The organism is Nocardia sp. N2S4-5 (assembly GCF_044628355.1).
GTDB lineage: Bacteria > Actinomycetota > Actinomycetes > Mycobacteriales > Mycobacteriaceae > Nocardia > Nocardia wallacei_B.
Genome location: NZ_JBIUPM010000001.1, coordinates 5,329,936 through 5,354,591, shown reverse-complemented (window position 1 = coordinate 5,354,591; position 24,656 = coordinate 5,329,936). Strand labels below are relative to the sequence as shown.

22 protein-coding genes and 1 riboswitch are annotated in these 24,656 nt (G+C 64.7%); of the genes, 11 read left to right on the top strand and 11 right to left on the bottom strand.

Annotated elements, in window-relative coordinates; genetic code table 11:
• Positions 1 to 2: 2 nt before the first annotated feature.
• Positions 3 to 2,498 (top strand): tetratricopeptide repeat protein, encoded by a 2,496-nt coding sequence (locus ACFMRZ_RS24490; RefSeq protein WP_400180912.1) that lies wholly within the window; start codon positions 3 to 5, stop codon positions 2,496 to 2,498.
• A 21-nt stretch (positions 2,499 to 2,519) separates the two neighbouring features.
• Here the strand turns inward: ACFMRZ_RS24490 and ACFMRZ_RS24485 are convergent, their stop codons facing one another.
• Together ACFMRZ_RS24485 and pta are read right to left on the bottom strand one after the other, a co-directional pair.
• A complete protein-coding gene (locus ACFMRZ_RS24485; protein ID WP_400180911.1) occupies positions 2,520 to 3,716 on the bottom strand; it encodes an acetate kinase in 1,197 nt (398 codons plus the stop codon).
• Positions 3,717 to 3,779: 63 nt separating this feature from the next.
• Positions 3,780 to 5,861, bottom strand: coding sequence for a phosphate acetyltransferase (gene pta / locus ACFMRZ_RS24480; protein WP_280362899.1), 2,082 nt, complete (start codon positions 5,859 to 5,861; stop codon positions 3,780 to 3,782).
• A 138-nt stretch (positions 5,862 to 5,999) separates the two neighbouring features.
• Here pta and ACFMRZ_RS24475 point away from each other — a divergent pair, with 138 nt between their 5' ends.
• The 4 genes from ACFMRZ_RS24475 (at position 6,000) to ACFMRZ_RS24460 (ending at position 8,480) form a co-directional block, all read left to right on the top strand.
• Positions 6,000 to 6,803: an LLM class flavin-dependent oxidoreductase gene (locus ACFMRZ_RS24475; RefSeq protein WP_400180910.1), complete on the top strand. Its 804-nt coding sequence runs from the start codon at positions 6,000 to 6,002 to the stop codon at positions 6,801 to 6,803.
• 60 nt (positions 6,804 to 6,863) lie between these two features.
• Positions 6,864 to 7,373, top strand: coding sequence for a nitroreductase/quinone reductase family protein (locus tag ACFMRZ_RS24470; protein WP_400180909.1), 510 nt, complete (start codon positions 6,864 to 6,866; stop codon positions 7,371 to 7,373).
• Positions 7,374 to 7,482: 109 nt separating this feature from the next.
• Complete coding sequence (locus tag ACFMRZ_RS24465; protein ID WP_400180908.1) at positions 7,483 to 7,866, top strand: hypothetical protein; 384 nt, start codon at positions 7,483 to 7,485, stop codon at positions 7,864 to 7,866.
• Entirely contained in the window at positions 7,866 to 8,480 is a 615-nt protein-coding gene (locus ACFMRZ_RS24460; protein ID WP_400180907.1) for a DUF3558 domain-containing protein, read from the top strand. The genes ACFMRZ_RS24465 and ACFMRZ_RS24460 overlap by 1 nt, the downstream gene beginning before the upstream one ends.
• 8 nt (positions 8,481 to 8,488) lie before the next feature.
• Here ACFMRZ_RS24460 and ACFMRZ_RS24455 read toward each other — a convergent pair whose 3' ends face one another.
• The 3 genes from ACFMRZ_RS24455 to ACFMRZ_RS24445 are packed head-to-tail and all read right to left on the bottom strand — an operon-like array spanning position 8,489 to position 12,050.
• Complete coding sequence (locus ACFMRZ_RS24455; RefSeq protein WP_400180906.1) at positions 8,489 to 9,208, bottom strand: hypothetical protein; 720 nt, start codon at positions 9,206 to 9,208, stop codon at positions 8,489 to 8,491.
• A 20-nt stretch (positions 9,209 to 9,228) separates the two neighbouring features.
• Complete coding sequence (locus ACFMRZ_RS24450) at positions 9,229 to 11,742, bottom strand: hypothetical protein (protein WP_400180905.1); 2,514 nt, start codon at positions 11,740 to 11,742, stop codon at positions 9,229 to 9,231.
• Positions 11,742 to 12,050: a hypothetical protein gene (locus tag ACFMRZ_RS24445; protein WP_400180904.1), complete on the bottom strand. Its 309-nt coding sequence runs from the start codon at positions 12,048 to 12,050 to the stop codon at positions 11,742 to 11,744. Before ACFMRZ_RS24445 ends, ACFMRZ_RS24450 begins: the two co-directional genes overlap by 1 nt.
• A 175-nt stretch (positions 12,051 to 12,225) precedes the next feature.
• On the opposite strand from ACFMRZ_RS24445, the gene ACFMRZ_RS24440 reads away from it, so the two are divergent.
• Together ACFMRZ_RS24440 and ACFMRZ_RS24435 are read left to right on the top strand one after the other, a co-directional pair.
• The gene (locus tag ACFMRZ_RS24440) at positions 12,226 to 13,755 is read left to right on the top strand and encodes a hypothetical protein (protein ID WP_400180903.1); all 1,530 of its coding nucleotides are present in this window, start codon (positions 12,226 to 12,228) and stop codon (positions 13,753 to 13,755) included.
• A complete protein-coding gene (locus tag ACFMRZ_RS24435) occupies positions 13,752 to 14,513 on the top strand; it encodes an ESX secretion-associated protein EspG (RefSeq protein ID WP_400180902.1) in 762 nt (253 codons plus the stop codon). The genes ACFMRZ_RS24440 and ACFMRZ_RS24435 overlap by 4 nt, the downstream gene beginning before the upstream one ends.
• A gap of 156 nt (positions 14,514 to 14,669) precedes the next feature.
• Here ACFMRZ_RS24435 and fgd read toward each other — a convergent pair whose 3' ends face one another.
• Positions 14,670 to 15,677 (bottom strand): glucose-6-phosphate dehydrogenase (coenzyme-F420), encoded by a 1,008-nt coding sequence (fgd, locus tag ACFMRZ_RS24430; protein WP_400180901.1) that lies wholly within the window; start codon positions 15,675 to 15,677, stop codon positions 14,670 to 14,672.
• Positions 15,678 to 15,950: 273 nt separating this feature from the next.
• Here fgd and ACFMRZ_RS24425 point away from each other — a divergent pair, with 273 nt between their 5' ends.
• The 3 genes from ACFMRZ_RS24425 (at position 15,951) to ACFMRZ_RS24415 (ending at position 19,379) form a co-directional block, all read left to right on the top strand.
• Positions 15,951 to 16,709 (top strand): HAD-IIA family hydrolase, encoded by a 759-nt coding sequence (locus ACFMRZ_RS24425; RefSeq protein WP_400182963.1) that lies wholly within the window; start codon positions 15,951 to 15,953, stop codon positions 16,707 to 16,709.
• A gap of 413 nt (positions 16,710 to 17,122) precedes the next feature.
• On the top strand, positions 17,123 to 18,277 hold the full coding sequence (locus ACFMRZ_RS24420) for a DNA cytosine methyltransferase (protein ID WP_400180900.1): 1,155 nt from the start codon (positions 17,123 to 17,125) through the stop codon (positions 18,275 to 18,277).
• A 28-nt stretch (positions 18,278 to 18,305) separates the two neighbouring features.
• Entirely contained in the window at positions 18,306 to 19,379 is a 1,074-nt protein-coding gene (locus tag ACFMRZ_RS24415; protein WP_400180899.1) for a restriction endonuclease, SacI family, read from the top strand.
• Between the two features lie 80 nt (positions 19,380 to 19,459).
• Here the strand turns inward: ACFMRZ_RS24415 and ACFMRZ_RS24410 are convergent, their stop codons facing one another.
• The 5 genes from ACFMRZ_RS24410 to ACFMRZ_RS24390 form a co-directional block, all read right to left on the bottom strand.
• Positions 19,460 to 19,936, bottom strand: a complete 477-nt coding sequence (locus ACFMRZ_RS24410; RefSeq protein ID WP_400180898.1) for a MarR family winged helix-turn-helix transcriptional regulator — start codon at positions 19,934 to 19,936, stop codon at positions 19,460 to 19,462.
• A complete protein-coding gene (locus ACFMRZ_RS24405; protein WP_400180897.1) occupies positions 19,933 to 20,583 on the bottom strand; it encodes a DJ-1/PfpI family protein in 651 nt (216 codons plus the stop codon). Before ACFMRZ_RS24405 ends, ACFMRZ_RS24410 begins: the two co-directional genes overlap by 4 nt.
• An 80-nt stretch (positions 20,584 to 20,663) precedes the next feature.
• Entirely contained in the window at positions 20,664 to 21,884 is a 1,221-nt protein-coding gene (locus ACFMRZ_RS24400; protein ID WP_400182962.1) for an O-succinylhomoserine sulfhydrylase, read from the bottom strand.
• Positions 21,881 to 22,303, bottom strand: coding sequence for a rhodanese-like domain-containing protein (locus ACFMRZ_RS24395; protein ID WP_280272785.1), 423 nt, complete (start codon positions 22,301 to 22,303; stop codon positions 21,881 to 21,883). The genes ACFMRZ_RS24400 and ACFMRZ_RS24395 overlap by 4 nt, the downstream gene beginning before the upstream one ends.
• A 17-nt stretch (positions 22,304 to 22,320) precedes the next feature.
• A riboswitch (SAM riboswitch) is annotated at positions 22,321 to 22,440 on the bottom strand.
• A 46-nt stretch (positions 22,441 to 22,486) separates the two neighbouring features.
• Entirely contained in the window at positions 22,487 to 22,924 is a 438-nt protein-coding gene (locus ACFMRZ_RS24390) for a hypothetical protein (RefSeq protein ID WP_400180896.1), read from the bottom strand.
• A gap of 286 nt (positions 22,925 to 23,210) precedes the next feature.
• Between ACFMRZ_RS24390 and ACFMRZ_RS24385 the strand changes: the two genes are divergently transcribed.
• Positions 23,211 to 24,599 (top strand): FAD-dependent oxidoreductase, encoded by a 1,389-nt coding sequence (locus tag ACFMRZ_RS24385; protein WP_280272787.1) that lies wholly within the window; start codon positions 23,211 to 23,213, stop codon positions 24,597 to 24,599.
• Positions 24,600 to 24,656 lie beyond the last annotated feature (57 nt).

Sequence of the window (24,656 nt, the reverse complement as noted above, 5' to 3'; positions counted from 1 at the left end):
CCATGCCCGATCCCGACCGAACCCCCTCCGACACACCCGAACCCCCGCAGACCGAGGCCGTCCCCGCCGAAACTTCCCGTGCCGCTGCGACTTCGGACGACGCGGCAACTGTGCAGCCGGGCACCCAACGCGCCGAACCGCCGGAAACGCGGGCCGTCCCCGCTGAAACCTCGCGTGCCACTGCGACTTCGGGCGACGCGGCGACCGGGCAGCCGGGCACCCAACGCGCCGAACCGCCGGAGACGCGGGCCGTTCCGGCTGAAACTTCGCGTGCCACTGCGACTTCCGGGGATACGGTCGGGCAGCCGGGCACGGCGGCCTTGCGGTCGACCGGATCGGAGGTCGAGTCCGCGCGGGGTACGTCGGGGCGTAGTGGCCGGACGGCTCGCACTCGGCCGTCGGTGCGGCGGCTCGGGGCGGGACTCGTGCAGATATCCCCGGTGCCGCCGGTGGATCCACGGGATGTGGTGTTGACCGATCCGGTGGTGTCGGAGGGACGCCGCTTCTGCTGGCGCTGCGGTAAACCGGTGGGGCGGGCCACCGCGACGCGGCCCTCGACCACCGCCGGGACGTGCGAAACCTGCGGTGCGCCTTACGATTTCCGGCCCTACCTGCGGCCGGGTGAGACGGTCGCCGGTCAGTACGAGATCCAGGGCTGCCTCGCGCACGGCGGGCTGGGCTGGATCTTCCTGGCCGTGGACCGCAATGTGAGCGACCGCTGGGTGGTGCTGAAGGGCCTGCTGCACGGCGGCGACGCGGAGGCGCAGGCGGTAGCCGTCGCCGAACGCCGGTACCTGGCCGAACTGGCCCATCCGAGCATCGTCAAGATCTACAACTTCGTCGAGCACCCCAGTCCCGAGGGCGTTCCCGTCGGCTACATCGTGATGGAGTACGTCGGCGGCCGCTCGCTGCGGGACCTGCTGGACGGGTATCGGCGCCCGCGGCGCATGCCCGTCACCGAGGCCATCGCCTACGTGCTGGAGATCCTGCCCGCGCTGGAGTACCTGCACTCACTGGAACTGGCCTACAACGATCTCAAGCCCGACAACATCATGGTCACCGAGGACCAGGTGAAGCTGATCGACCTCGGCGCGGTCTCGGTCTTCGAGGCGTACGGAAATCTCTACGGCACCAGGGGTTTCCAGGCGCCGGAGATCGCGCGGACGGGCCCGACCGCGGCCTCGGACGTCTACACGGTCGGCCGCACGCTGGCCGCGCTGACCCTGAACCTCCCGACCGAGCAGGGCCGCTACCTCGACGGCCTCCCGGACCCGGCCGACGAACCGCTGCTGGCGCGCCACGAGTTCTACCACCGGCTGCTGCTGCGGGCCACCGACCCCGCGCCGTCGCGCCGCTTCCCCTCCGCTCGGGTGGCGACCACGCAGCTGGCGGGCGTGCTGCGGGAGATCCTGGCCGCCGAGACCGGGATCGAGCATCCGCAATTGTCGACGGCGTTCAGTCCGCCGCGCACGAGTTTCGGCACCGCCGAACTGATCGCCCAGACCGATTCCTACGCCGACGGCATCGAGCGCAGCAAGAAGCTGTCCGCCCGCGACGTCGCCGCCGCGCTGCCGGTCCCGCTGATCGATCCGGCCGATCCCGCGGCCGCCCTGCTGGCCGGGACCGTGCACCCGGAACCGCGGCACGCGCTCGACGCGGTGCGCACCGCCCGCGAGCGCGCCGCCGCCGAACCGGGCGGAGCGCCGGAGAATTTCGAGATCGAGGCCACCTTCACCGAGGCCCGCATCCAGCTCGACCTGGCCCGCCCCGCGGCCGCCCGGAAGCTGCTGCGGCACAACGACGCCGACGATTGGCGCACCGACTGGTATCTCGGCCTGGCCGGTCTGCTCGACCTGGACTACGAGAACGCGTTCGAACGCTTCGACGCGGTGCTGCGCGCCCTGCCGGGCGAGATCGCTCCCAAGCTGGCGTTGGCCGCCACCGCGGAACTCTTTCTGCAGCACTGGGATTCGCCCGATCCCGCCCAGTGGCGCAGCTATGCCGAGAAGTTCTACGCCACCGTCTGGCGCACCGATCGCGGCGTGGTGAGCGCGGCGTTCGGGCTGGCCCGGCAGCTGGCGGCGAGTGGCCGCGTCGCCGAGGCGGTCCGGGCGCTGGACGAGGTGCCCGCGGCCTCGCGGCACTACACGGAGGCCCGGATGACCGCGGTGCTGATGCTGCTCACCGAGGTGCCGGTGGACGAACTCGACGAGGCGACGGTGCACGTCGCCGCGGCCCGGGTGCAGGCGCTGCCGGCGGGCGAACACCGCGCCGGTCAGATGCGGTTGCTGGTGCTCGGCTCGGCGCTGGCATGGCTACACGCCGGGCACACCCCCGCGCCCGGCGCGACGCTGTTCGGCGAGCCGTTCACCGAGCGCGGGCTGCGGCACGGCGCCGAAACGGGACTGCGCGGGCTGGCCCGGTCCGCACCCGGCCGCACCCACCGATACGCCCTGGTGGACCTGGCCAACGCCATTCGAGCCAAGACCTGGTTCTGAGACGACCACCCACCGCGTCCGCTACTTCACCAAACGGGCTGCCGCTCGCGCGATCGCCAACTCCTCGTTCGTGGGCACCACCAGCACCGCGACCGCTGCATTATCCGTCGATATATACCGCGCCCCAGCATCTTTCGCCGCGTTGCGCTCCGGATCGACGGAAATGCCGAAGCGTTCCAGCCCGGCCAGCGCGTCGGCGCGCACCCGGACATTGTTCTCCCCGACCCCGGCGGTGAACGTGATCGCGTCGACCCGGCCCAGCTCCACCAGATAGGCGCCCAGGTAGCGGCGCAGCCGGTGCACGTAGACGTCGTAGGCGAGTTGCGCGGCCCGGTCTCCGGAGTCGATGAGCCGGAACAGCTCCCGGAAGTCGTTCACGCCCGACAGGCCCTTGATGCCCGAGTTCCGGTTGAGCAGGTCGTCGATGGCGTCGATGTCCAGTCCGGCGGTCCGCGCCAGGTGCGGGATGATTCCCGGGTCGATATCGCCGGAGCGGGTGCCCATCACCAACCCCTCCAACGGGGTGAGACCCATGCTGGTGTCCACCGCGCGGCCACCTCGGATCGCCGACGCCGAGGCGCCGTTGCCGAGATGGAACACGATCTGGTTCACCTCTTCCGGGTCCCGGCCCAGCAGGCGCGCCGCCTGCCCCGACACGTACTCGTGGGACGTGCCGTGAAACCCGTAACGGCGGATCCCGTGCGCGGCAGCTACTTTCGCATCTATGGCGTAGGTCTTGGCGGCATCCGGCAGGCCGTGGAAGAAGGCCGTGTCGAACACCGCGACCTGCGGGACGTCGGGCAACAGCGCACGCGCCGACCGGATTCCGGTCACGTTCGCCGGATTGTGCAGCGGCGCTAGCGCGGACAGCTCCTCGATCGAGCGCACCACATCGTCATCGATCAGCGTGGGCCGGTAGAAGACCTCACCGCCGTGCACCACCCGATGCCCGACCGCCGTCAAACCCGCGCCGACCAGATCCTGACCGGACCGCGCGAACAGGTCGAAGACGATCCGCAGCCCGGCCGCGTGATCGGATACCGCGCCGTGGTGCTCGAGCGTGCGCCCGGCACTGTGGTGTTCGACCGTGGACGTGTCCGAACCGACCTGCTCGCCGATCCTCGAAACCAGGCCGGATGCCGCCACCGCACCCGAATCCGGGTCCAGCAGTTGGTATTTGATCGACGAAGAACCCGAGTTGAGCACCAGGACCTGCATCGCACGCCTCCTGTCCGCCGCGGAACTCCGTTCCGGGCAACGCCGGGAATCTGCCGCTCATTCCTACCGGGTCCGGGCCTGCGCCTGGATCGCGGTGATCGCCACGGTGTTGACGATGTCGGCGACCAGGGCGCCGCGCGACAGGTCGTTGACCGGTTTACGCAGGCCCTGCAGCACCGGGCCGATCGCCACCGCGCCCGCGCTGCGCTGCACCGCCTTGTAGGTGTTGTTGCCGGTATTGAGATCAGGGAAGATGAAAACCGTTGCGCGCCCGGCGACTTCCGAGTTCGGCAACTTGGCGTCGGCCACCGTGGGCTCGATCGCGGCGTCGTACTGAATCGGCCCCTCCACCAATAGTTGCGGCGCGCGCTCGTGCACCAGTTTGGTGGCGGTGCGCACCTTGTCGACATCGGCCCCGGTGCCGGACTCGCCCGTCGAATAGGACAGCATCGCGATCCGCGGCTCGATGCCGAACTGGGCCGCGGTGCGCGCGGACGAGATGGCGATGTCGGCCAGCTGCTCGGACGTCGGGTCCGGCACCACGGCGCAGTCGCCGTAGGCCAGCACCCGGTCCGCCAGGCACATCAGGAACACGCTGGACACGGTGGAGACGCCCGGCTCGGTCTTGATGATCTCGAACGACGGCCGGATGGTGTGCGCGGTGGTGTGCGCGGCGCCGGACACCATGCCGTCGGCGATGCCCTTGTAGACCATCATGGTGCCGAAATAGGAGATGTCGGTGATCAATTCGCGGGCGCGCTCCACCGTCATGCCCTTGTGCGCGCGCAGCCCGGCGTACTCCTCGGCGAATTCACCGCACAGGTCGCTGGTCCGCGGATCGAGGACCTGCGCGGCGTCGATGTCGACATTGAGTTCGGCCGCGCGCCCGCGCACCGCGGCCTCGTCGCCGAGAATCGTCAGGTCGGCGATCTTGCGCTGTAGCACCCGGCCGGCGGCGCGCAGGATGCGGTCGTCGTCGCCCTCGGGGAGCACGATCCGGCGCCGGTCCGTGCGGGCCCGCTCCACCAGCTGATATTCGAACATCTGCGGAGTCACCACGACCGACGCCCGCGGCACGGCGACCAGTTCCAGCAGCCGGGGGCCGTCCACCCGCTGCTCCATCAGCGCCAGTGCCGTGTCGACCTTGCGGATGCTCGACAGCGACACCCGGCCGCGGGTGCGGGCGGCGGCGTTGGCGGTATCGAAGGTGCCCAGTGCGGTGGTGAGGATCGGCAGCTTCGGTTTCAGGCCCTGGATCAGCCGCGCGATCGCCGGGTCGGGCAGCATGTCGCCGTTCATGATGATGCCCGACAGTGACGGAAAGCCTTCCGCCTCATGGGCATTCACCAAGGCCAGCAGCGCGTCCGAGCGATCGCCGGGCACGATCACGGCGACGCCGTCGGTCAGCCGCTCCAGGATGTGCTCGGCCGTCATGCCGCCGACCATGACCGTCAGCGCCTCGCGCTGCAACAGCTCCGGGTCGCCGGAGTACAGCGTGCCGTCGATGGCCGCGCGCAGCTCGGTCATGGTGGGCGCAGTGAGCAGCGGCACCTCCGGCAGCGTCCACACCGGCGGGCCGACCGCCCCCACCGCGTCGGCGATCTCGTCGAGCCGGTCCGGGTCGCAGCGGTTGACCACGATCGCCGTCAGCTGCGCGTGTTCCTGCGCCAGCTCGTCCTCGCACAGCTCGGCGACCTGGACGATCTGCTCGGGAGTGCGGCCGGAGCCGCGCAGCACCAGCAGCACCGGCGCACCCAGATTGACCGCGATCCGCCCGTTGTAGCGCAGCTCGCTGGGGCTGGCCACGTCGGTGTAGTCGCTGCCGACCACCACCACGGCGTCGCAGACCTTGGCGACCTCGTGGAACCGCATCACGATCTCGCTGATCGCCGCGTCCGGATCGGCGTGCACCTGCTCGTAGGTGACGCCGCAGGCCTGCTCGTAGTCGATATCGGCGGTGCAGTGCTCGAGCAGCAACTCCAGGATGTAATCGGGTTCCGTCGCCGAGCGCATGATCGGCCGGAACACCCCGACCCGCGGCGTGGTCGCGGACAGCAGCTGGAGCGCGCCCAGCGCCACCGTCGACTTGCCGGTGTCGCCCTCGAGCGAGGCGATGTACACGGTGGACGGAGCGGTATCGGCCATGATCGAGAGCCTAGTAACCGAGTCGCCGCCGAGGTGACCGGGAAGTAGCAAATTTCCGGAAATCACAGTCCGGCGGCCGTCGCATCGTGGCGTCGCGGGCGTCGGAATCGAATGTGGCGCCGAATGGTTGCACGCCGCATGGCACTAGAGATCGGCACCATCCTGCCCACGTCGACCCCGGATCCCGACCGTCCCATCCTCGGCGACGTCCGGGCCGCGGCCAGGCTCGCCGAAGACGTGGGACTGGACTCGGTGTGGTCGACCGATCATCTGATCGCCAGCGCGCCGATACTGGAGAGCACCGCGGTGGTGGCCACGGCGGCCGCGGTCACCGAGCGAATCCAGGTCGGGTTCGGGGTGCTGCTGCTGGCGCTGCGCCCGCCGGCCTGGGTGGCGAAGCAGGTGGCCACGCTGCAGTACCTGTCCGGCGACCGGATCGTGCTCGGCGTCGGCACGGGCAACCCGGCGCACGGCGACATCGGCTGGCGGGCGGCCGGGCAGCCCTTCGCCGGTCGCGGCCGGCGCACCGACGAGGCCCTCGCGATACTCCCGGACCTCATCGCCGGACGCCCCGCCACCCTGCCCGACGGCACCGAGGCAACGCTGTCCCCCGGCGCCACCGTCCCGCCGATTCTGGTGGCGGGCAACGGCACCGCCGCCCTGCGCCGCGCCGCGACCTACGCCGAGGGTTGGATCGGACTCAACCCGAGTATCGACGAATTGTCCACCCTCACAACGGAATTGGCCGAGCTGTCCGCCGAGCAGGGCCGACCGGTCCCGGCGGTCACCATTGTCGCCGCCCCGCCGGACGATCTGGCACAGGCCGTCGACCAGCTGTCCGCCTACGCCGCGGCGGGTGTACGGCGCGTCATCGTTCCGCCTCGCTCAGGCGACTGGAAGGCCGGGTACGAGTTCGCGGCAGAACTGAAGTCCGCCTTGTGAATCGGGCGCAGGTTCACCTACGCCGTCCCGGGTCGGCACTTCCGCCGTAGGATGCCCCGCATGGCGGCACAGTTTCCGGACAGACAGTGGGGATCGCGAACGAGTCCGCTGGGCCGCATGGCCGGTCCTTTCGCGGCATCGAAACTCGGTTCCCTGATAGTCCGCAAACTCACGCCCCTGGACCGCAAGGTCCTCGAACGCACCGCGGGCCGCTACACCGTCCTGGGCCCCATCGGCGCCCCGATCATCCTGCTGACCACCACCGGCCGAAAATCCGGACAACCCCGCACCTCCCCCCTGCTCTACGTACACGACGGCGACACCCTGTACGTAATCGGCAGCAACTTCGGCCAACCCCACCACCCAGCCTGGACCGCCAACCTACTCGCCGACCCCACCGCCACGGTCACCATCGCGGGCGAACGAATCCCGGTCCACGCCGACCCGATCGAAGACCCAGCCCGAAAAGAAGAAATCTTCACCCGCTTCGTCCAAACCACCCGCGCCTACGCCACCTACCGCACCCGCACCACCCGCAACCTACGAATCTTCGCCCTCACCCGCGCCTAACGCGATTGCCCGCCCGTCGGATGCTCGACCCACCATCGGTCCGCAGATGCAAGAACCGATATGCTGCTTTGATAGCCTCTATCAGTAGGACTCTGTTGAAGGGGGAACGGTGGCGGAACCCAGCATCGACTTCGGGCAAGCCGAGATTGAGGCGTTCAATAACGCTGCAGCTGCCGGCGCAATCCACTACGACGAGACATCAGTTCGACAAGCCGTCCAGATTTACGACAAGATGATTCACGGTCTGCAAGCCGTTCGAAAGAAGCTGCTGCAATTGACCGAGGCGCATGGATTCGGGGGATTTCCAACAGGTCAGGAACTCCAGCAAGGCTTCTCGGGCAAGGCCATCAGCGGCGTCGAGGTTATCGACCAGCTGATCGATGGAGCGATGCGTTTACAGGAGGCATATCTGCGGGCCGGTGGGCTCATCAGCGAGGCCGACCATGTCAATGGCGAGCGAATCAAGACTGTTGCCACCGCCGGAGGAATCTGATGAAATGCGGAACAAGTTCGGCGCGCAACGTAATATTTCTTCTCTCGATCACTGTGTTGATGGTTGCAGGCTGTTCGAACAGCAACGATGAAACTGAACCCGGCAATGAATCGACAAGCCAAAGGCCAAGTATGGCCGCCACCGTCAGCTCTGCTCCCGCGCAAGACAGTGGAGGGCGCACGGACGTCTCCTTCGACCCCTGCGTCGAAATAGCAGATGCGACCGTCGAACGAGCGGGGTTCGATCCCGCGACCAGAAGACGAGCGGATCAAGTCCACACAGGATACGCCTTCATAGGATGTGACTTCGAACGCAAAGAGTTCGTACGAGGCCAATCTCTCGGCGTGGGTTCGCTGACAATCTCGTCCGTCAACCTCGGTCTCGATGATTTTCGAAAACGCGAAGGTTCGAACGCGCAGGAGATCAAGATCAACGGGCGCGCTGCAGTGACATACCAAAAACCCCAGGGCGAGGCCTGTTTCGTGGTTATGACAGGACCCGACGGGGTCATCGATCTGATGGTAGACAGCACCAGCGCGCTTACGCAGTGGCGGGCGTGCGATCATGCGCAAGAAATTGCGGAAATCATCGAGTCCACGATCCCCAAATATTGACTCGATATTTATTCCGGCCATCCCGGTGTGAAAGGCTCGATCGTGGGCGGCTCGTGCACCGTCCGCGCAGTAGGCGGCGGCTGATCGCGTCCCCACCGAGCATGTGCCCAGGGCAAGCATAGATCGCGGTAGTTATCGAGGTCACCCTGATAGTGCACGAGGGCATGTCGAGAGAAGACATTCTTCGACGGCCGTGGACTACGACCGCCGGGCCCAGGGATATTTGGACCTTCCGGCACCTTTACCTGCTGGACACGGTCCGGATCACGACGCGATTCGCCTACCACATCGACGGCGATGACTTCGAGACCTTCCTTACGATTATTGAAGTCGGGAAGTGGATAATCATCGCCGATCTTTCGGGAAGTCTCGGTCATGTCCTTACAGACAATCATTACCCGAGATACGGGGGATTGATAGGAGACGATATGTAGGTATGCGGTGCCGACACCTTCATACTCCGGGTGATTCTGTTTCGCATCCGCACCTACCGCCTCACGACTGTCTCGCCAACCTGGATACCCGTAGTCCGGATTCAAGAACTCGGCAATAGTATTGCTCTCGATGGCGGCGCGGATAATTTGAGCATCCACCGAGTCCAGGTCGATATCTTGTTCGGCGGTCCATCTGAATGATACGGCCCATTGAGACGGGCTCGGTGCTTCGGAATTTTCGGAGCAAGAAATAACCACACTAGAGCAGCACAGCAACAGGGCAAGGCTCTTCAACAGCTTTGCATGTCGCATTATCAATGCCCTTTCAAAACTGTGCTTTTATACTCGTCGGTCGAATACGCATAGTTTTCGATATTCTCACGTTGAGTCACGATAGCGTTGCCGAACGCTGGAGTGTCTATATTGTACCCTTGCAGCCATATGTCGGCAGCGGAATGGAAGTCGGTCAGCTCTCGCGCCCGCCGTTCGGTACCATCGGGCCCAAATATGTCATTGTAGTCCTTCAAACTACCATTTTCCAGCCATTCCGAAGGGAACGGAGCGGCTCGACTCGGTGGATTTTGAAAGAAGTTGGGATCCTGAGAAGACAAAGCTCGCAGCATTGCATAGTGGCGTTGCGTGTCCAGTTCATCCTGGACTATGTTCTGCTGCTTGTCAGGTATTGACTGATACGCTGGCTTGACTTCATCCGCGATGATCTTGCCAGCTACGTCGATCGCGGTTCCGGCTACCGGGACCCGTTCTCCCACAGTATCCGATAGTATGGCACCGGCGACGTCAACACCCAATTTCATTTTTCCGGCTCGGTCTTCCTCAGCGTGACGCCCGTCCAGTCCTCGGTCGAATGCTTCGGCGCGGAGGCCCTGCTCTTGGTAGGCAACGAGACGCCCCGCCGCATTTGCATACTGGTCCCGGTCGTTCGAGGGAAGATCACCGAGGCCGGCATATTGGGAAGCATACTCATTCGTCTTCGCGGTTAGAGCGCCGTTCCATGCGCCGGATGCAACTTGGTCCGTGTTAAACAATGTTGACAACCGAATTGCCTGGAGATTACGGTCCTCGGTTCCGCGGAGCTCGAAATCTGGTGTCGGATTTTCCGGCGCCAATGAAATAGCATCGAGATAGGGGATCATCGCTCCGGTCAACTGCCGGGTAAGTCCGGGATTTACCTGACCAAGCGACTGATCGTCGTGACCCGGCATATTCATGAGCGCCTCGAAGGAACCGATCTGACCTTTTTTCCCGTCAATATCCGAGGTGAGGACAGCCGCGAGTCCCGAGGCCGCGTGCCCCGCGAGGCGCGATTCCTCCAGCGTGACTGCCGGGTGTCCTTCGGTAGCCGGATGGGGGACGGCATTTTCGCCGATCCAATTGAACAGTTGCGGGGGCTGCTTGCCGTTCGAGTCATCCCAGTCGAACTGGAGCAAAGGCTGGACGACCTTTTCGGGATTGTATCCAGCATCGACAGGTGGACAGCCTGGGATATTCTCGCCGGTGAGCAGTTGGGTCATGGCTTCGTGATTTCGGCCGGAGATGTCGAGGTAGTCCCGCATGATGCTCTCGGTAGCGGACTTGTCCGGCATACCCGGTTCGCCCGGTACGCCCAGTCCGCTCGCCCAGCCGAGGTGCGCGGCCTGCCGGGTGAGCTCGCGAGAGAATTCGGTACCGGGTTCATAGCCGGGATTCGCTTCGCCGACCAGGGCACTCAAACGCCGACTGTCATCGTAGAACCGATGCTGTGCTGTGAGTTCATTTTCCGGCGGCGACGTCGGGTAGAACTGTGAATTGCCGTCGGGGCCACCGACACGTGTCGATACGACCTTGCGCAGGTCTTCGGGAAGCTGCTGGTAGCTGCCTGGGGACTGCAGGGTGCCATCAGGGTTACGCCCGGTGCCGATACGCTCGTTGGAGACAAGCATGAGCCCGTTGGCGAGGGCATCTCTGCGCCCGGCCGCCATCGAGTTCCCGGCCTGCTCCTGGTTCGCGAGATGCTCGCTGAGCGCGAGAATTCCTTCTTTCCCAGCACCCTGATAGAACTCGCGATAGTACTGCTGGGTGGCGGCCGGGACAGTCGAGACGTCTTTGCCGTCCGCGAGATCCCGTAGGTCCTGCTCGCTCAGCACTCCTTGGGGCAGATGGCCGGCGATCTCGTCCAGCACGGCCTTGTCGACCGGCCCGTCCGGATACACCGCATCACGAACGGCTTTGCCGTCTTCTCGACCGAGCTTGCCGGTGTCGGCAGGGACTACAGGAGCGGCAATACTGTTCCCGATCAGATCACCGCGAGTTCGAACCTGTTCCGCAGCGGTGGTGATAGCGGTCGACACCTCGCTGATCGCACCGGCAAAACTGTAGTAGGCAGCGTTGATCAGCCCTTGGTGATGGTCGACCCGGTTCTTGACCTTCTGCAGATCCTCACGAGTGATGTTGCCGCTGAGAAACGCCTGCTTGGTCTGGACTTCCCACCGGTCCGAGACCTGTAGCGCGAGTGGCGATTCTTTGTCGCTCTCGGCATCGGTGACCTTGCCGAGCACGATCCGTCGCTCATCGGCCAGACGGGAAGCCGCTGCCCGCAATGCCGCAGTGACACCTCGGATTTCCTCCGACAGCTTGCGGCCCTCGGTGTTCTCCTCGCTGAATCGGTTGTACGCGGCGTCACGAGCTGTGCCCGCCCACGTCGCACCGTTGAACTGAGCGACCATGCGACCGAGCTGGGTTTCGTAGGCACCGATCGCAACGTCGATCTCGGCCGCCCAGGCCGAAAGCTTGCCGATGTCCCACTTCTCGGCCTCACCACGGGTCGGCATCAGTGTTCGCCTCGTCCGTGGAAGTCCATCGAATCGAGGATCTGTCCGAACTGTTCATCGGTGGTCGAAAAAACGTGCGTCGACATGTTCACCAGTCCGGAAAGCTTGCGGACCCGTTCGGCGACCCGGAGCCATGCGCCTTCGGTGAATTCGCCGGCTTGGGCGCACACCGCTCCCAGTGCACAGCCGGGCAGCGCGGCGCCTACCTGGTCGCCGGTTGTCCGGACATTGATGTTGTCGATCTGCTGGGCAATATCCTCGAGCGTGGTGACGAGCTTGTTCAGCTCGTCGACATCTGCCTTGAGCATGCTGAGTTGTCCCCCTTCAGTCCCACCGGCCGTCCGATCGAGCGAGAGCCGCCTGCAAGGATTCTGCCAGTTCGACGGTCGATTGACATCGAGAGTGTCTGTCCCGCTGTGTTAATCTCGGCCCTGGACGCTGTGATCAGCGAGACGGGCACAGGATCACTCAGGGGGGTGGCGAATGGGCTCACAGAACGGTCCGCAACCTTCGCCGGAGGCTGTCCCGGCACCCGCCGCATCGAAAGATATCCTCTCCCAGATCCAGGATGCGGCGATCCAAGCGAGTATCCAGCCGTTCGCCCAGAAGCTGGGCGCCTCCGAGCAACGCGTCAGCCAGATCGATAGCAAGCTGGGCGATCTCGGTGCGGGCACGGATCCTGCCTACACCAGTAGCGACGACCACTTCCAGGGTATGTCGCACCAAGCTTTGTACGAGGCGGTGAACGGACTCGGCGGACTGGATCCGAAAGGTCTGCAGACAATGCGGCAGACCTGGTTCGACTGCTCCAACGAGCTGGAGAACCTGTCCACGTTCACGCTCATACTCGGTATGAACAACATCTTCGGACACGGTCTGTGGAAAGGCACCGCAGCCGACGCCGCGCAGATCGCCTCCGACCGGTATGCGCGCGTAGCCAACCAGATCGGGCAGGTCTTCGACTCGGTCGCCATGCGCTTGGACGGCCTGGCATGGGCGGCGGAAGCGGTACGCAAAGCGGTGCAGCCGCCGCCCAACTCGGTAGCGCTCACCCCGACCTCCGACAACCCCGGCCAGGCGGTTCTGCCGTTGTTGCCCAATCCGCAGGCCATCGATCAAGCGGAAACGCAGCGGGAGAAGGCTCGCCAGGACGCTATCCGCGCACTCGAGAGCATCTACACCCCGACATTCCCGCCTGCAGGCGCGAATGTCCCTGCCTACCTTGACGTTCCGAACGCAACCGGTGGGGACGACGGCACCTCGCCGAATGCGGGCTGGAACAATGGTGGCACCGGGCCCGGTGGCCTCGGCAACGATCCGTCGGACGCGACCTCTACGACTCCTCGACCACCCGGTGGGCAAGACTCTCAGCCTACTTCGCCGGCTGCAACGAACCCCACTGGTCTGGGCCTGCCGGAGGGACTACTGCCCAACGGAGCCGGACCCGAGCCGGCGTCGACAACCGCAGCGGGCGTGAACGCCACCGGAGGCGCCCCGGACAACACTGGTTCGGCCGGTGGCTCCGGCAGTCGATCGGGTGGATCCGGCCCGCCAGTGTCCCAACTTGGCGGCCCCGTAACCCAGCGGCCGGGTATATCCGGCCTCGGGGTCCCCGGTGTACTCGGCAGCGAGACCGGCTCAGGCTTGGCACGCAGCACGGCTGGAGCAAGACCCGGTGCCGCTCCTGGGCATGTGCCGCACGGTGCGCAGGGCCGAAAAAACGATAGGGATGAGGAGGATCAGGAGCACTACACTCCCGACTACCTCAAGCGTGTTCAACCCGACTGGGCAGAAGGACTACAGGCGCCGGTCGGCGTTATCGGCGCAGACACGGTACCTGAAGTCGCCCCCACACCATTTACTCCCGAAAGCGTTTCGCGCAGCAGCGATCCCACAACCGGCCAAGAGAACACCGACACCTCTACCAGCGATGAGACGCCGCGATATATCACCATCTCGGGTACTGGACCAATGATGGACGACGACGACCCCAGCGCGGGGTCCGCTCGGTGAAAACCCAGACCTCCTGGTCCTTCACTCCGGACGAATTCGCATATGTGTGGTCGACGGAAACCGGCCTGGAGGGCGACTATCCACATCCGATCAGCATCGTCGAGACACCGACCACTGCAACAGAATACGAGCAGCTGCGCGCCCAGATCAGCGCGCGCTACCCACGCTACGGCGATCCGGACCTGACTGGGCCGCTACGGTTGTTAGCCAACCCCGACCTTCGCATCATCTGCAACGGATGGTTTCACGAGGAAGACCGCCGCGTGCGCTCGCATGCCGCTGCCGCTGGTGATCTCGGGGTGATCCTGTACCAAAAACCGGGCCGCACAATGGATTTCGGTGGTGATATCAAACTTGTTGTCACCAGCCGACACCTACTCGGCAAGCATGTCGCCGCCACTATGCCCTCCGTTCCCGCCGGCGCGCTGGGAAGGCTAGCCGGTTACACCCCACGCGTGCGTGGTGAGGAACCACCGAGTTCGTGGCTGCGCAACGATGTCGGCCAGCGCCCCGTCGAAGAACGCATACGTCTCCTGCTTCGAGTACCACGTACAGCCCAGGGCTACCTACGCGTCGACCGTGGTCTACACGCCCGACGCCCGCATCCGTCCGCCTACATCAGCTGGATAGATGTCAGCGGGAACACCCGAGCAGGCGGCAGATACGTCATCGAAGTCACCGACAGCGACACCATCGTGACCGGTGCATCTGCCGAGGACATTGCCCGCGAGATACAACGCCGAGTAGGGCCTGAATGATGTGAATATGCCGGTGCTCACGGACCGCGCTTTCCGGCGATGCTGTGTACATAACAGATGCGCGTACCGTTACGAACCTTACTTGCAGTCGCGGACCAGCCGTGGAGAGATCGGAGTTCCGGTCGCCGACAAGGGTTTCGGCGACCGGCGCTCGGGCTACAGCGCGCGCAGGCGGGGGGCGAGGTCGCGCTGGAAGAGGTCGAGGAAGCGGCGTTGGTCGTGGCCGGGGGCGTGGAAGACGAGGTGGTTCAGGCCTGCGTCTATGTAGGGCTTGATGAGGGATACGGCCTCGTCGGGGTCGCTGGCTACGATCCAGCGCTTGGCGATCTGCTCGATGGGGAGGGCGTCGGCGGCGGCTTCCATTTCGATCGGGTCGGTGATGGAGTGCTTCTGCTCGGCGGTCAGGGACAGCGGGGCCCAGAAGCGCGTGTTCTCCAGTGCGAGTTCGGGATCGGTGTCGTAGGAGATCTTGATTTCGATCATGCGGTCGATGTCGTCCACCGTGCGACCGGCCTTGGCCGCGCCTTCGGTGACCGCCGGCATCAGCTTCTCGGTGTAGAGGTCCATGCCCTTGCCGGAGGTGCAGATGAAACCGTCACCGGCACGGCCCGCGTACTTGGCCACCAGCGGACCGCCCGCGGCGACGTAGATCGGGATGCCGCCCTTGGGCACGTCGTAGATGGAGGCGCCGACCGTGTTGTAGTACTGGCCCTCGAAGCTCACCCGGTCACCGGTCCACAGGGCACGCATCAGGTCGACGGACTCCCGTAGCCGCCCGAACCGCTCCTTGAACTCCGGCCATTCGCCCTTGTATCCGGTGGCGATCTCGTTGAGCGCCTCGCCGGTCCCGACGCCGAGCATGATGCGGTCGGGGTACAGACATCCCATGGTCGCGAAGGCCTGCGCGATCACGGCCGGGTTGTAGCGGAAGGTGGGGGTCAGGACCGAGGTGCCGAGCTGGATCCGCTTGGTGCGCTCGCCGACCGCGGTCATCCACGCCAGCGAGAACGGCGCGTGCCCGCCCTCGTGCCGCCACGGCTGGAAATGGTCGCTGACCGTGGCGCTGTCGAGTCCGTGCTCCTCGACCAGAACCCCGAGCTCCACCAGCTCCCGGGGGCCGAACTGTTCCGCCGACGCCTTGTACCCGAGCTTGAGTCCACTCACTGCGCCACTCCTGTTCGTCGCTTGCGTGCTGTGGGGCGGGGCCCCGTCGACCGAGTGCAGCGCCGGGCTGCCATCGGCCATTCCCCAGCGCTTCTCGCGCGGCCTTCTCCGACACTAGTCAGCGCTCACGGCACATGCGCGAACGACCGTGACGACGCGGGTTGCGGATAAGTTGCCTCCACCGAGAGCCCGCGCGGAGCGGGGTTGGCGAGGCGCTGTCAGAATTGAGTGGTGACTGCCGACGACGAGCCCATTCTGTCCTACCTGACCGATATGGACGGCGTGCTGGTGCACGAGGACCATCTGGTGCCGGGCGCCGACAAGTTCCTGACGGAGTTGCAGGCGGCCGAGGTCCCGTTTCTGGTGCTCACCAACAACTCCATCCGCACCCCGCGCGATCTGCAGGCGCGGCTGCGGCACACCGGCCTGGACATTCCGGCCGAGGCGATCTGGACCTCGGCCCTGGCCACCGCGACCTTCCTGGACGAGCAGCGGCCCGGCGGCACCGCCTATGTGGTCGGCGAGTCGGGACTCACCACGGCGCTGCACGAGATCGGCTACGTCCTGACCGACAGCGACCCCGACTACGTGGTCCTCGGCGAGACCCGCACCTACTCCTTCGAGGCGATCACCACCGCCATCCGGCTGGTCGAGCGCGGCGCCCGCTTCATCGCGACGAACCCGGACGCGACCGGCCCGTCTCGCGAGGGCCTGCTGCCCGCCACCGGTTCGGTCGCCGCCCTGATCACCCGCGCGACCGGCCGCGACCCGTACTACATCGGCAAACCCAATCCGCTGATGATGCGTTCGGCCCTCCGCCGCATCGGCGCCCACTCCCAGTCCTCGGTCATGATCGGCGACCGCATGGACACCGACGTGATCGCGGGATTGGAGGCCGGTATGCGCACCATCCTCGTCACCTCGGGCATCTCCACCCGGGCCTCGGTCGAGCACTACCCCTACCGCCCCACCGCGGTCGTGGACTCCGTCGCCGACCTGGTAGGCCGCACCTCCAACCCGTTCTCCGCCTGACAAGGCGACCGATACAGCGTCACGCTGGTGAAGTCACATACGCTGCGACCAGGTAGAACGCCGCTCATCCTGGCGGGACGAGCGGAGGTTTGTCAGTTAGTGTTCGAAACGCGGAGCCCGCAAAGTCGTGGCAGGCGACACACGGCCAAGTGGTCCGCTGTAGCGAGCCTTATGGATCGTGACGACTTTACCCTGTTCGGGTCTGGGCTCGATCGACCTACATGTAAGGCCACCGTGTCGACTGACGGATTCTAGGAGCGACGATCAGACCGTTCGTGGATCGATGCCCATACGTGTCGGTGCAGACGGTTAGGATTGCCGTCTGCCATGATATCCGATGAGGCCCGCTTCGGGCCGAGGTCTTGATTTATCTCAAGCATTATGCTTGCTTGTCGAGAAGATGGGAGTGTGCTATGGGGGTGCAGCTGCCCGTTGTGAGCCTGTTCTCCGGTGCTGGTGGTCTTGACCTGGCCGTGGAAGGTTGCGATGCTTCACGGCCACTCCGAGTTGCGGTAGCAACAGACTATGACGCGGCTGCGCTTGCGACGCTAAGCAAAAACTTTCCCGAGACGGAGACGCTATGTGGAGATATTCGGACTACTGAAACCGATGAACTTCTTGATAAAGGGAACCTTAGCGTCGGCGAGCCTGTTCTGGTCGTCGGAGGGCCTCCGTGTACTCCATTCAGCAAGTCAGGATTCTGGCTTGAAGAGAAGAGGGAGAGCCGAGATCCCAACGCATCACTTCTAGACGACTATGTCAGGATAGTCCGCGAATCTCGACCAGAGGCATTCATACTTGAAAATGTCCAGGGACTGACCTACAAAACCCACAAAGAGCAATTTGGTCGACTTCTTAAATCTCTGACACAACTTGGCTACAATCCGCAATGGAAAGTGCTACTTGCCGCCGATTACGGCGTCCCGCAACTCCGGCGGCGCGTCTTCGTCGTTGGGCGCCGCGACGGGAAGCCCTTTAGATTTCCTGCTGCAACGCATTCCGGCTGGAGCGAACGAGATCGCATTGTTGATCCAACAAAGCTTCCCTACATCTCCGCCAGAGAAGTTATTGGAAATCTTTTACCAGGAACCCCGGAATCCGGCGAGCTTGTAGAGGGGGAATTTGGCGAGTTGGCCGCAGAGGTGCCTCCTGGACAAAATTATTTGTGGCATTCAGATCGCTATGGTGGGCGCAACGTTTTCAAGTGGCGCAGTAGATACTGGACCTTTCTCTTGCGCCTTGACCCCAGTAGGCCATCGACAACGCTGCAGGCCCAACCTGGGCCATGGGTGGGGCCGTTTCATTGGGAAAACCTGCCAGGTGAAGATGGCAAACCCAGGGCACGCCGACTGAGAGTTCCCGAAATGCTGCGATTGATGACATTTCCAGATGAATTTCAGCTTGTCGGAACACGATCGGACGCACAACGCCAACTCGGCAACGCCGTGCCGGTTGAGCTTGGCAAAGTTGTTGTCAGATCGTTGATGCAGCAGTTAGGCTACATCAATACCGATGACGCAGAGTGCCGTCAGAATATAGCCGAACAACTCCACTTCTCCTTATCATAAGCATGACTTTATATATTGCGAGCTAAGTATGCCAATTCAGGTATCAAAGACTGCTGCCGAAGCTGTTCTCCGCCGCGCCTTTGAAAGGGCCATCTCAAATCAGTTGGTGCCTTCCGAGTGGGAAGAATTTTCCAGGCGAACCTTCGCCATGCCAGCTAAAACGTACACCCCTGCTCTCGGAACCGCGTTGCTGGCCAAGGCGACAGACGCGAGGGTAGATCCGCTTTCCATCAAGATAAGCTACGGCGAAAGAACGTATAGCCAGCGCGGCATTGGCCATGGCGTGCTGGTTCGATTATCACAGGAACTAGGATTCTCTATTCGAACAACGACTAGAGAACCACTTAACAATCAACCATTCTTCAGGTACGACCATATGTCGGTAATTAGCCGAGTCAGAGATCCGACAGAGTTTGAGGTGTTTGTCGAGCAATTAGCAAAGCTCGAACACATGAATCAGGCGGAGGCCGAAAATGCCTTGGCTGCATTTATCAGAGTCGGCATCGAAGAAGAGGCGCGGGTCGAAATTTACGCCGCACCCAAAGGAGTGGTTACGGCGTGGGATGTTTTGAAAATTAGTGAGCAATTCATTGCTGATGCAATTGATAAGCCTCGCCGATCACAAGCCTTGGTCGCAGCCGCATTCGACGTAGGACATAAGCATATTCGATCTCGCGCATTAAATGACCCTTCTCGGGATTTACCTGGTGACGTTCAGGCATACATTGCCGATTCACCGGTACTATCAGTTGAAGTCCGAGCTAAGCCTGTGCCGAAGCATGAGGTCATAAACTTCATTAAAGCATGCGCTGAAGCAAACATTAGTAGAGCCTTTATTGTAGTTTTCTCGGCGGAACACGTACCGTTGAGCATCCATGAATTAGGCGAGTACGCACATCTGATACTTGGCGTTCATCTAACCATCATTGAATCTCCAACGGAGCTGATGAGCCACGTTCTGGCATGGTCTGACAACGATATCCGCGCCACTACAACAGAGTTCCTGGAAGCAGTGTTACAACGGCTCAAGGAAATCGAATCCCCTCCACAGTCCCTTGCACGATGGGTCGAGTTAATACGCGAGACAATAGACTCTAGATAGTTCGTTGTCGGAACGGTTAGGTAGGCCGACCAGTCGGTCAGGAGCCTAGGGACCCTAGTCAATTCCGGTACGGTGAATGGTTACTTCGGAAAGACAAGGAATACGTCACTCCTGCTCTGCTCGAGGCGGTCCAGGGCGGCGGACAGGTCGGTGAGGGCGTCGGCTATCTGTGCCAGCCGCTCGGTACCCAGTTCCGCCGCAAGGCGTTTCGCCATGTCGGCATGCTGGGGGTTGATGCGGCGGACGGCATTGTGACCGGCCTCGGTGACGGCGACCAGTTTGGCGCGACGGTGGGCGGGATTGGGGTGGTACTCGGCGAAACCCTTGGCTACCAACAGATCTGCGATGCGTTGCACGCTCTGGCGGGCGAGGCCCATCTCCCGGGCGATTCCGGCGACCGGTAGCGGCTCGCGCAGGATGGCGCCCAAGACCTGCCACCATGCCACGGTAATGCCCGCGGGACGGGCCAATTCCTCTGCGACGGCGAGGAATTGGCCGTTCAGTTTGAAGGTGGTGACCGCCGCGGTGGCGAACAGGTCCTGGTCGGTGCGGGTCATCCGCGCGCGGCGGTCTCGGGCACCGCACGCTGCTGCTCGTACTCGGCCAGCGTGTAGAAGCCCTGCGGATCGTTGTTCCCGTAGAGCGCGTACCAGGCGTCGAGCACGTGCGGCTCGTAGACATCCAACCGCGCCAGCACCGCCCGCGCGAAGTCGACCGGCCGAGTACCGGTGGCCGTGATGAGATCTCCGGCCGTCACCGCAGGCTCGGCGACATAGCGCGCGCCGCCCGAATACTCGCTCATGGCAAGGAAACTCGCGTCGTTACTGGTGTGCGCACGGTCGTCGAGCAGCCCTTCCGTCGCCAAACCGAAGGTGGCCCCGCAGATCCCCGCCACGGGCACGCCCGCCGCCAGGAATTCGCGCGCCTTGCGGCCGAAGGCGGTCAGATCGCCCGTGACCCACGTGTCGGCGCCCGGCAGGAGCAGCATCGCACTGTCGGCCGACGACAGCTCCTCCAGCGTGATATCCGGAACGACCCGCATCCCGCCCGCCGACACGACCGAATCCAGCGTCGCGCCGACCGTCCGCACCTGCCAGGCCCCCGGCTCGCGCTGCCACAGCGACCGGTTGATGTGCGCGGTGGCGTGCCCGACCTCCCAATCGGCGAACGTGTCGTAAACGGCCATGTGCACTGTCTTCATCATGACAGTATGCTGTCATATTTGACAGCATACTGTCAATGCACTTCGAGCAGCAGACCGAGGACGCCGACTGGGACTTCCGATCAGCTCAGCGCCTGTTCCAGATCCCCGAGCAGATCCTCCACGTCCTCCAGGCCGATCGAGATCCGCACCACGCCGTCGGTAATCCCCACGGCCGCACGGCCTTCCGGCCCCATCGCCCGATGGGTGGTGGTGGCCGGATGCGTGATCAGGGTCTTGGCGTCGCCGAGATTGTTGGAGATGTCGACGACCCGCAGCCGGTTCAGCACCTCGAACGCGCGCTTCTTCGCCGCGTCGTCACCGCTGCCGGACGCGAGTTCGAAGGTGACGACGGTACCGCCCGCCGACATCTGCTCCCGCGCCAGCGTGTACTGCGGATGTGATTGCAGGAAGGGATATTTCGTCCAGGACACGGCGGGATGCCGCTCCAGGAACTCGGCCACCCGCAGCGCCGACTCCGCGGACTGGCGCACCCGCAGCGGCATGGTCTCCAGCCCCTTCAGCAGGGTCCAGGCGTTGAACGCGCTCAGCGCCGGGCCGGTGTGCCGCATGAGATGCTTCACCGGGCCGTCGATGTAGTCGTGCGGGCCCAGAATGGCGCCGCCCAGCACCCGGCCCTGGCCGTCGATGTGCTTGGTGCCCGAATACACCACGATGTCGGCGCCCAGATCCAGGCTGCGCTGTAGCAGCGGGGTGGCAAAGACGTTGTCCAGCACCACTTTCGCGCCCGCGGCGTGCGCCAGCTCGGACACCCGCCGGACGTCGACCAAGGTCTGCATCGGGTTGGAGGGCGTCTCGAAGAACACGGCCTGGGTGGGCTGCGACAGCGCCTCCTCCCATTGGTCGAGATCCTCGCCGTCGACGAACACGGTCTCCACGCCCCAGCGCGGCAGGATCTCGTTGCAGACCACGAAACAGGACCCGAACAGGCTGCGCGCCGCCACCAGCCGATCGCCCTCGCCCAGCAGCGCCGCGAGCGCGGTGAAGACGGCCGACATGCCGCTGGCGGTCGCGAAACACGCCTCGGCCCCCTCGATCAGGCGCATCCGCTCCTCGAACATGGCGACCGTCGGGTTGCCGTAGCGCGAGTAGACGAAATGCTCGACGTCGCCGGTGAACGCGGCCTCGGCCGCCTCGGCGCTCTCGTACACGAAACCGGAGGACAGGTACAGCGCCTCGGCGGTCTCCTCGAACCCGGACCGCCGCAGCCCGCCGCGCACGCTCAGGGTCGCGGGACCCACGCCCTCGGGCAGCGGCTTGTCGAACGCGCCGCCCGTGATCACGACTGCCGCCACGGGAGTCCGAGGGCGCGCCAGCCCGCGCCGCCGCGATGCCCCTGCGGATCCAGCGGACCCTCGAAGCCCTCGAGCACGTTGAACGACGGTGCGAAACCGGCCGCGGTCGACGCGGTCGCGGCGCCGATGGAGCGCTGCCCCGACCGGCAGAGGAAGATCACGGGGGCGTCGCCGTCCGGATCCCGCTCGGCCAGCACCTGCTTCAGCTGATCGACGAACGCCGCGTTGGGCGCGCCCGTCCCGTCGACCCATTCGATCAGCGCCGTCGGCCGATCGATCGAGCTGGTGTCCGGCACCCCGACGAACCGCCACTCGGCCTCGGTCCGCACGTCGATCAGAACCGCATCGGGATTGTCGCGCAATAGATCCCACGCCTGCTTCGGGGTGATGTCGCCCGCATAACTCACTTCTCGCACCTCCTGAGAATCCGCACTTGCCGCACCGTGAGGACACCGATGCGTGGCCAGGTCGTCACCCGGAGCACCCCACCGCGGAGGAGGGTTGCCGACCAGCGAGCCGGGGCTTGGCGCTGGCGCTCATGACCTGAAATTGAGAGTGCCCGGTCACGAGGTCGCATGTCAAACCTCCGTTCACGGCCGGTCGCAGACCAGCCAGGTGCCGTCGGCACGGGTCAAACTCCAGGTCGACGTGGTTTCGCGGCCGTCGATCCGGCTGGTCACCGCGGCCCGGGCGTGGTCGCCCTCGACGGCCGTGTCGGCGACCTTCACGATCTCGACCTCCTTGCCGACGGCGTCCGGCCCCAGGGGCGAACGGGCGGCATCGAAGCCGCGGCAGGCGGTCGTGGCGCGGCGGTCGGCATTCGAATCCGCCTGCGCGGTGGCGAAATCGCGCGCCGCGATCGCGACTCGGTCGGCGTCTGTGAGATTCTTCTCAGCCGGCCGGGTCAGCGCGAGCGCGACGATGCCCGCGAGCACCAGCACCGCCACCACCGCGGCCGCCAGGAACGGGACCGGGGACTTGATGCTGTCGCGCTGGTCGATCGGGGTCGGCTCGTCGGCGTCGGTCATGCGTCGATCATCCCTGGTGGGCCGGAGTGCCGCAGATCACATCGGCATTTCCCGGCGGATCCCGGGAATAACGATCACGACGACCACCGATAGACTCAACAGAATGCCCGGCCCAGGCCGGGTCCGGACCACATCCCGGACAGCAACGAAGCAGCATCGAGCGGATGTCGGATCGGCGGGGTGCGGCCCGGCCCATGCGTCAACTTAGCCTAAGCTAAGAAGGACGGCTGAACAACGCGGCTGAGTACATGACGACAGAGTTCTCTACCAGAGGGTGCGCGTAAGAATGACGGAATACAGTGCGACCAACCCACTGCGCATTGCGATCGTGGGCGCCGGACCGGCCGGAATCTACGCCGCCGACGCCCTGATGAAGTCCGATGCCGAGGTGAGCATCGACCTGTACGAGCGGATGCCCGCACCGTTCGGGCTCATTCGCTACGGGGTCGCTCCCGACCATCCGCGCATCAAGGGCATCGTCACCGCACTGCACAAGGTCCTCGACAAGCCGCAGGTACGACTGCTCGGCAACATCGACTACGGCACCGACATCACCCTGTCGGACATGCGGCAGTTCTACGACGCGGTGATCTTCTCCACCGGCGCCAACGCCGACCGTGCCCTGCCCGTGCCCGGCATCGATCTGGACGGCTCCTACGGCGCCGCCGACTTCGTCTCCTGGTACGACGGCCACCCCGACGTGCCGCGTTCCTGGCCTCTCGACGCCGAGAAGGTGGCCGTGCTGGGCGTCGGCAACGTCGCGCTCGACGTGGCGCGCGTGCTCGCCAAGACCGGCGACGAACTGCTGCCGACCGAGATCCCGCCGAACGTCTACGAGGGCCTCCAGCACAACAAGGCGCTCGAGGTGCACGTGTTCGGCCGCCGCGGTCCCGCGCAGGCCAAGTTCACGCCGCTGGAGCTGCGCGAGCTGGACCACTCGCCGACCATCGAGGTCATCGTCGACCCCGAGGACATCGACTACGACGAGGGCTCCGAGGCCGCCCGCCGCCACTCCAAGCAGGTCGACATGGTCTGCAACACGCTGGAGCAGTGGGCGATCCGCGACGTCGGCAATCGGCCGCACAAGCTGTTCCTGCACTTCTTCGAATCGCCGCACGAGATCCTCGGCGAGGACGGCAAGGTCGTCGGGCTGCGCACCGAGCGCACCCAGCTCGACGGCACCGGCAACGTGAAGGGCACCGGCGACTACAACGAGTGGGACGTCCAGGCCGTGTACCGGGCCGTCGGCTACCTGTCGCAGAACATCCCGCAGCTGCCCTTCGACGAGCAGGCCGGCACCGTCCCGAACGAGGCGGGCCGGGTCCTCGCCGACGACAACGCCGACGATCCGGCGCAGCGATTCGTGCCCGCCACCTACGTCACCGGCTGGATCAAGCGCGGCCCCGTCGGCCTGATCGGCCACACCAAGGGCGACGCCAACGAGACCATCGCCTGTCTGCTCGACGACGCCGCGAACTTCACCCCCGCCGCCGAGCGCGAGCCGGAGGCCGTGACCACGTGGCTGGAGGAGAAGGGCATCCCGTTCACCACCTGGGCGGGCTGGTACCGGCTGGACGCGCACGAGCGGTCGCTCGGCGAGCCGCAGGGCCGCGAGCGCGTCAAGGTGGTCGAGCGGCACGAGATGCTCGCCGCCAGCGAACCGCACAAAGCCTGAGACAAACGCACGGCCGTTACCACGGCTTACGCATTCGTCACCGTTGTGAGGCATGCT

Coding starts and splice junctions, on each gene's coding strand:
- ACFMRZ_RS24490 (WP_400180912.1), top strand. CDS start 3: ATGCCCGATCCCGACCGAACCCCCTCCGACACACCCGAACCCCCGCAG.
- ACFMRZ_RS24485 (WP_400180911.1), bottom strand. CDS start 3,716: ATGCAGGTCCTGGTGCTCAACTCGGGTTCTTCGTCGATCAAATACCAA.
- pta (WP_280362899.1), bottom strand. CDS start 5,861: ATGGCCGATACCGCTCCGTCCACCGTGTACATCGCCTCGCTCGAGGGC.
- ACFMRZ_RS24475 (WP_400180910.1), top strand. CDS start 6,000: ATGGCACTAGAGATCGGCACCATCCTGCCCACGTCGACCCCGGATCCC.
- ACFMRZ_RS24470 (WP_400180909.1), top strand. CDS start 6,864: ATGGCGGCACAGTTTCCGGACAGACAGTGGGGATCGCGAACGAGTCCG.
- ACFMRZ_RS24460 (WP_400180907.1), top strand. CDS start 7,866: ATGAAATGCGGAACAAGTTCGGCGCGCAACGTAATATTTCTTCTCTCG.
- ACFMRZ_RS24450 (WP_400180905.1), bottom strand. CDS start 11,742: ATGCCGACCCGTGGTGAGGCCGAGAAGTGGGACATCGGCAAGCTTTCG.
- ACFMRZ_RS24445 (WP_400180904.1), bottom strand. CDS start 12,050: ATGCTCAAGGCAGATGTCGACGAGCTGAACAAGCTCGTCACCACGCTC.
- ACFMRZ_RS24440 (WP_400180903.1), top strand. CDS start 12,226: ATGGGCTCACAGAACGGTCCGCAACCTTCGCCGGAGGCTGTCCCGGCA.
- ACFMRZ_RS24425 (WP_400182963.1), top strand. CDS start 15,951: ATGGACGGCGTGCTGGTGCACGAGGACCATCTGGTGCCGGGCGCCGAC.
- ACFMRZ_RS24420 (WP_400180900.1), top strand. CDS start 17,123: ATGGGGGTGCAGCTGCCCGTTGTGAGCCTGTTCTCCGGTGCTGGTGGT.
- ACFMRZ_RS24415 (WP_400180899.1), top strand. CDS start 18,306: ATGCCAATTCAGGTATCAAAGACTGCTGCCGAAGCTGTTCTCCGCCGC.
- ACFMRZ_RS24410 (WP_400180898.1), bottom strand. CDS start 19,936: ATGACCCGCACCGACCAGGACCTGTTCGCCACCGCGGCGGTCACCACC.
- ACFMRZ_RS24405 (WP_400180897.1), bottom strand. CDS start 20,583: ATGATGAAGACAGTGCACATGGCCGTTTACGACACGTTCGCCGATTGG.
- ACFMRZ_RS24390 (WP_400180896.1), bottom strand. CDS start 22,924: ATGACCGACGCCGACGAGCCGACCCCGATCGACCAGCGCGACAGCATC.
- ACFMRZ_RS24385 (WP_280272787.1), top strand. CDS start 23,211: ATGACGGAATACAGTGCGACCAACCCACTGCGCATTGCGATCGTGGGC.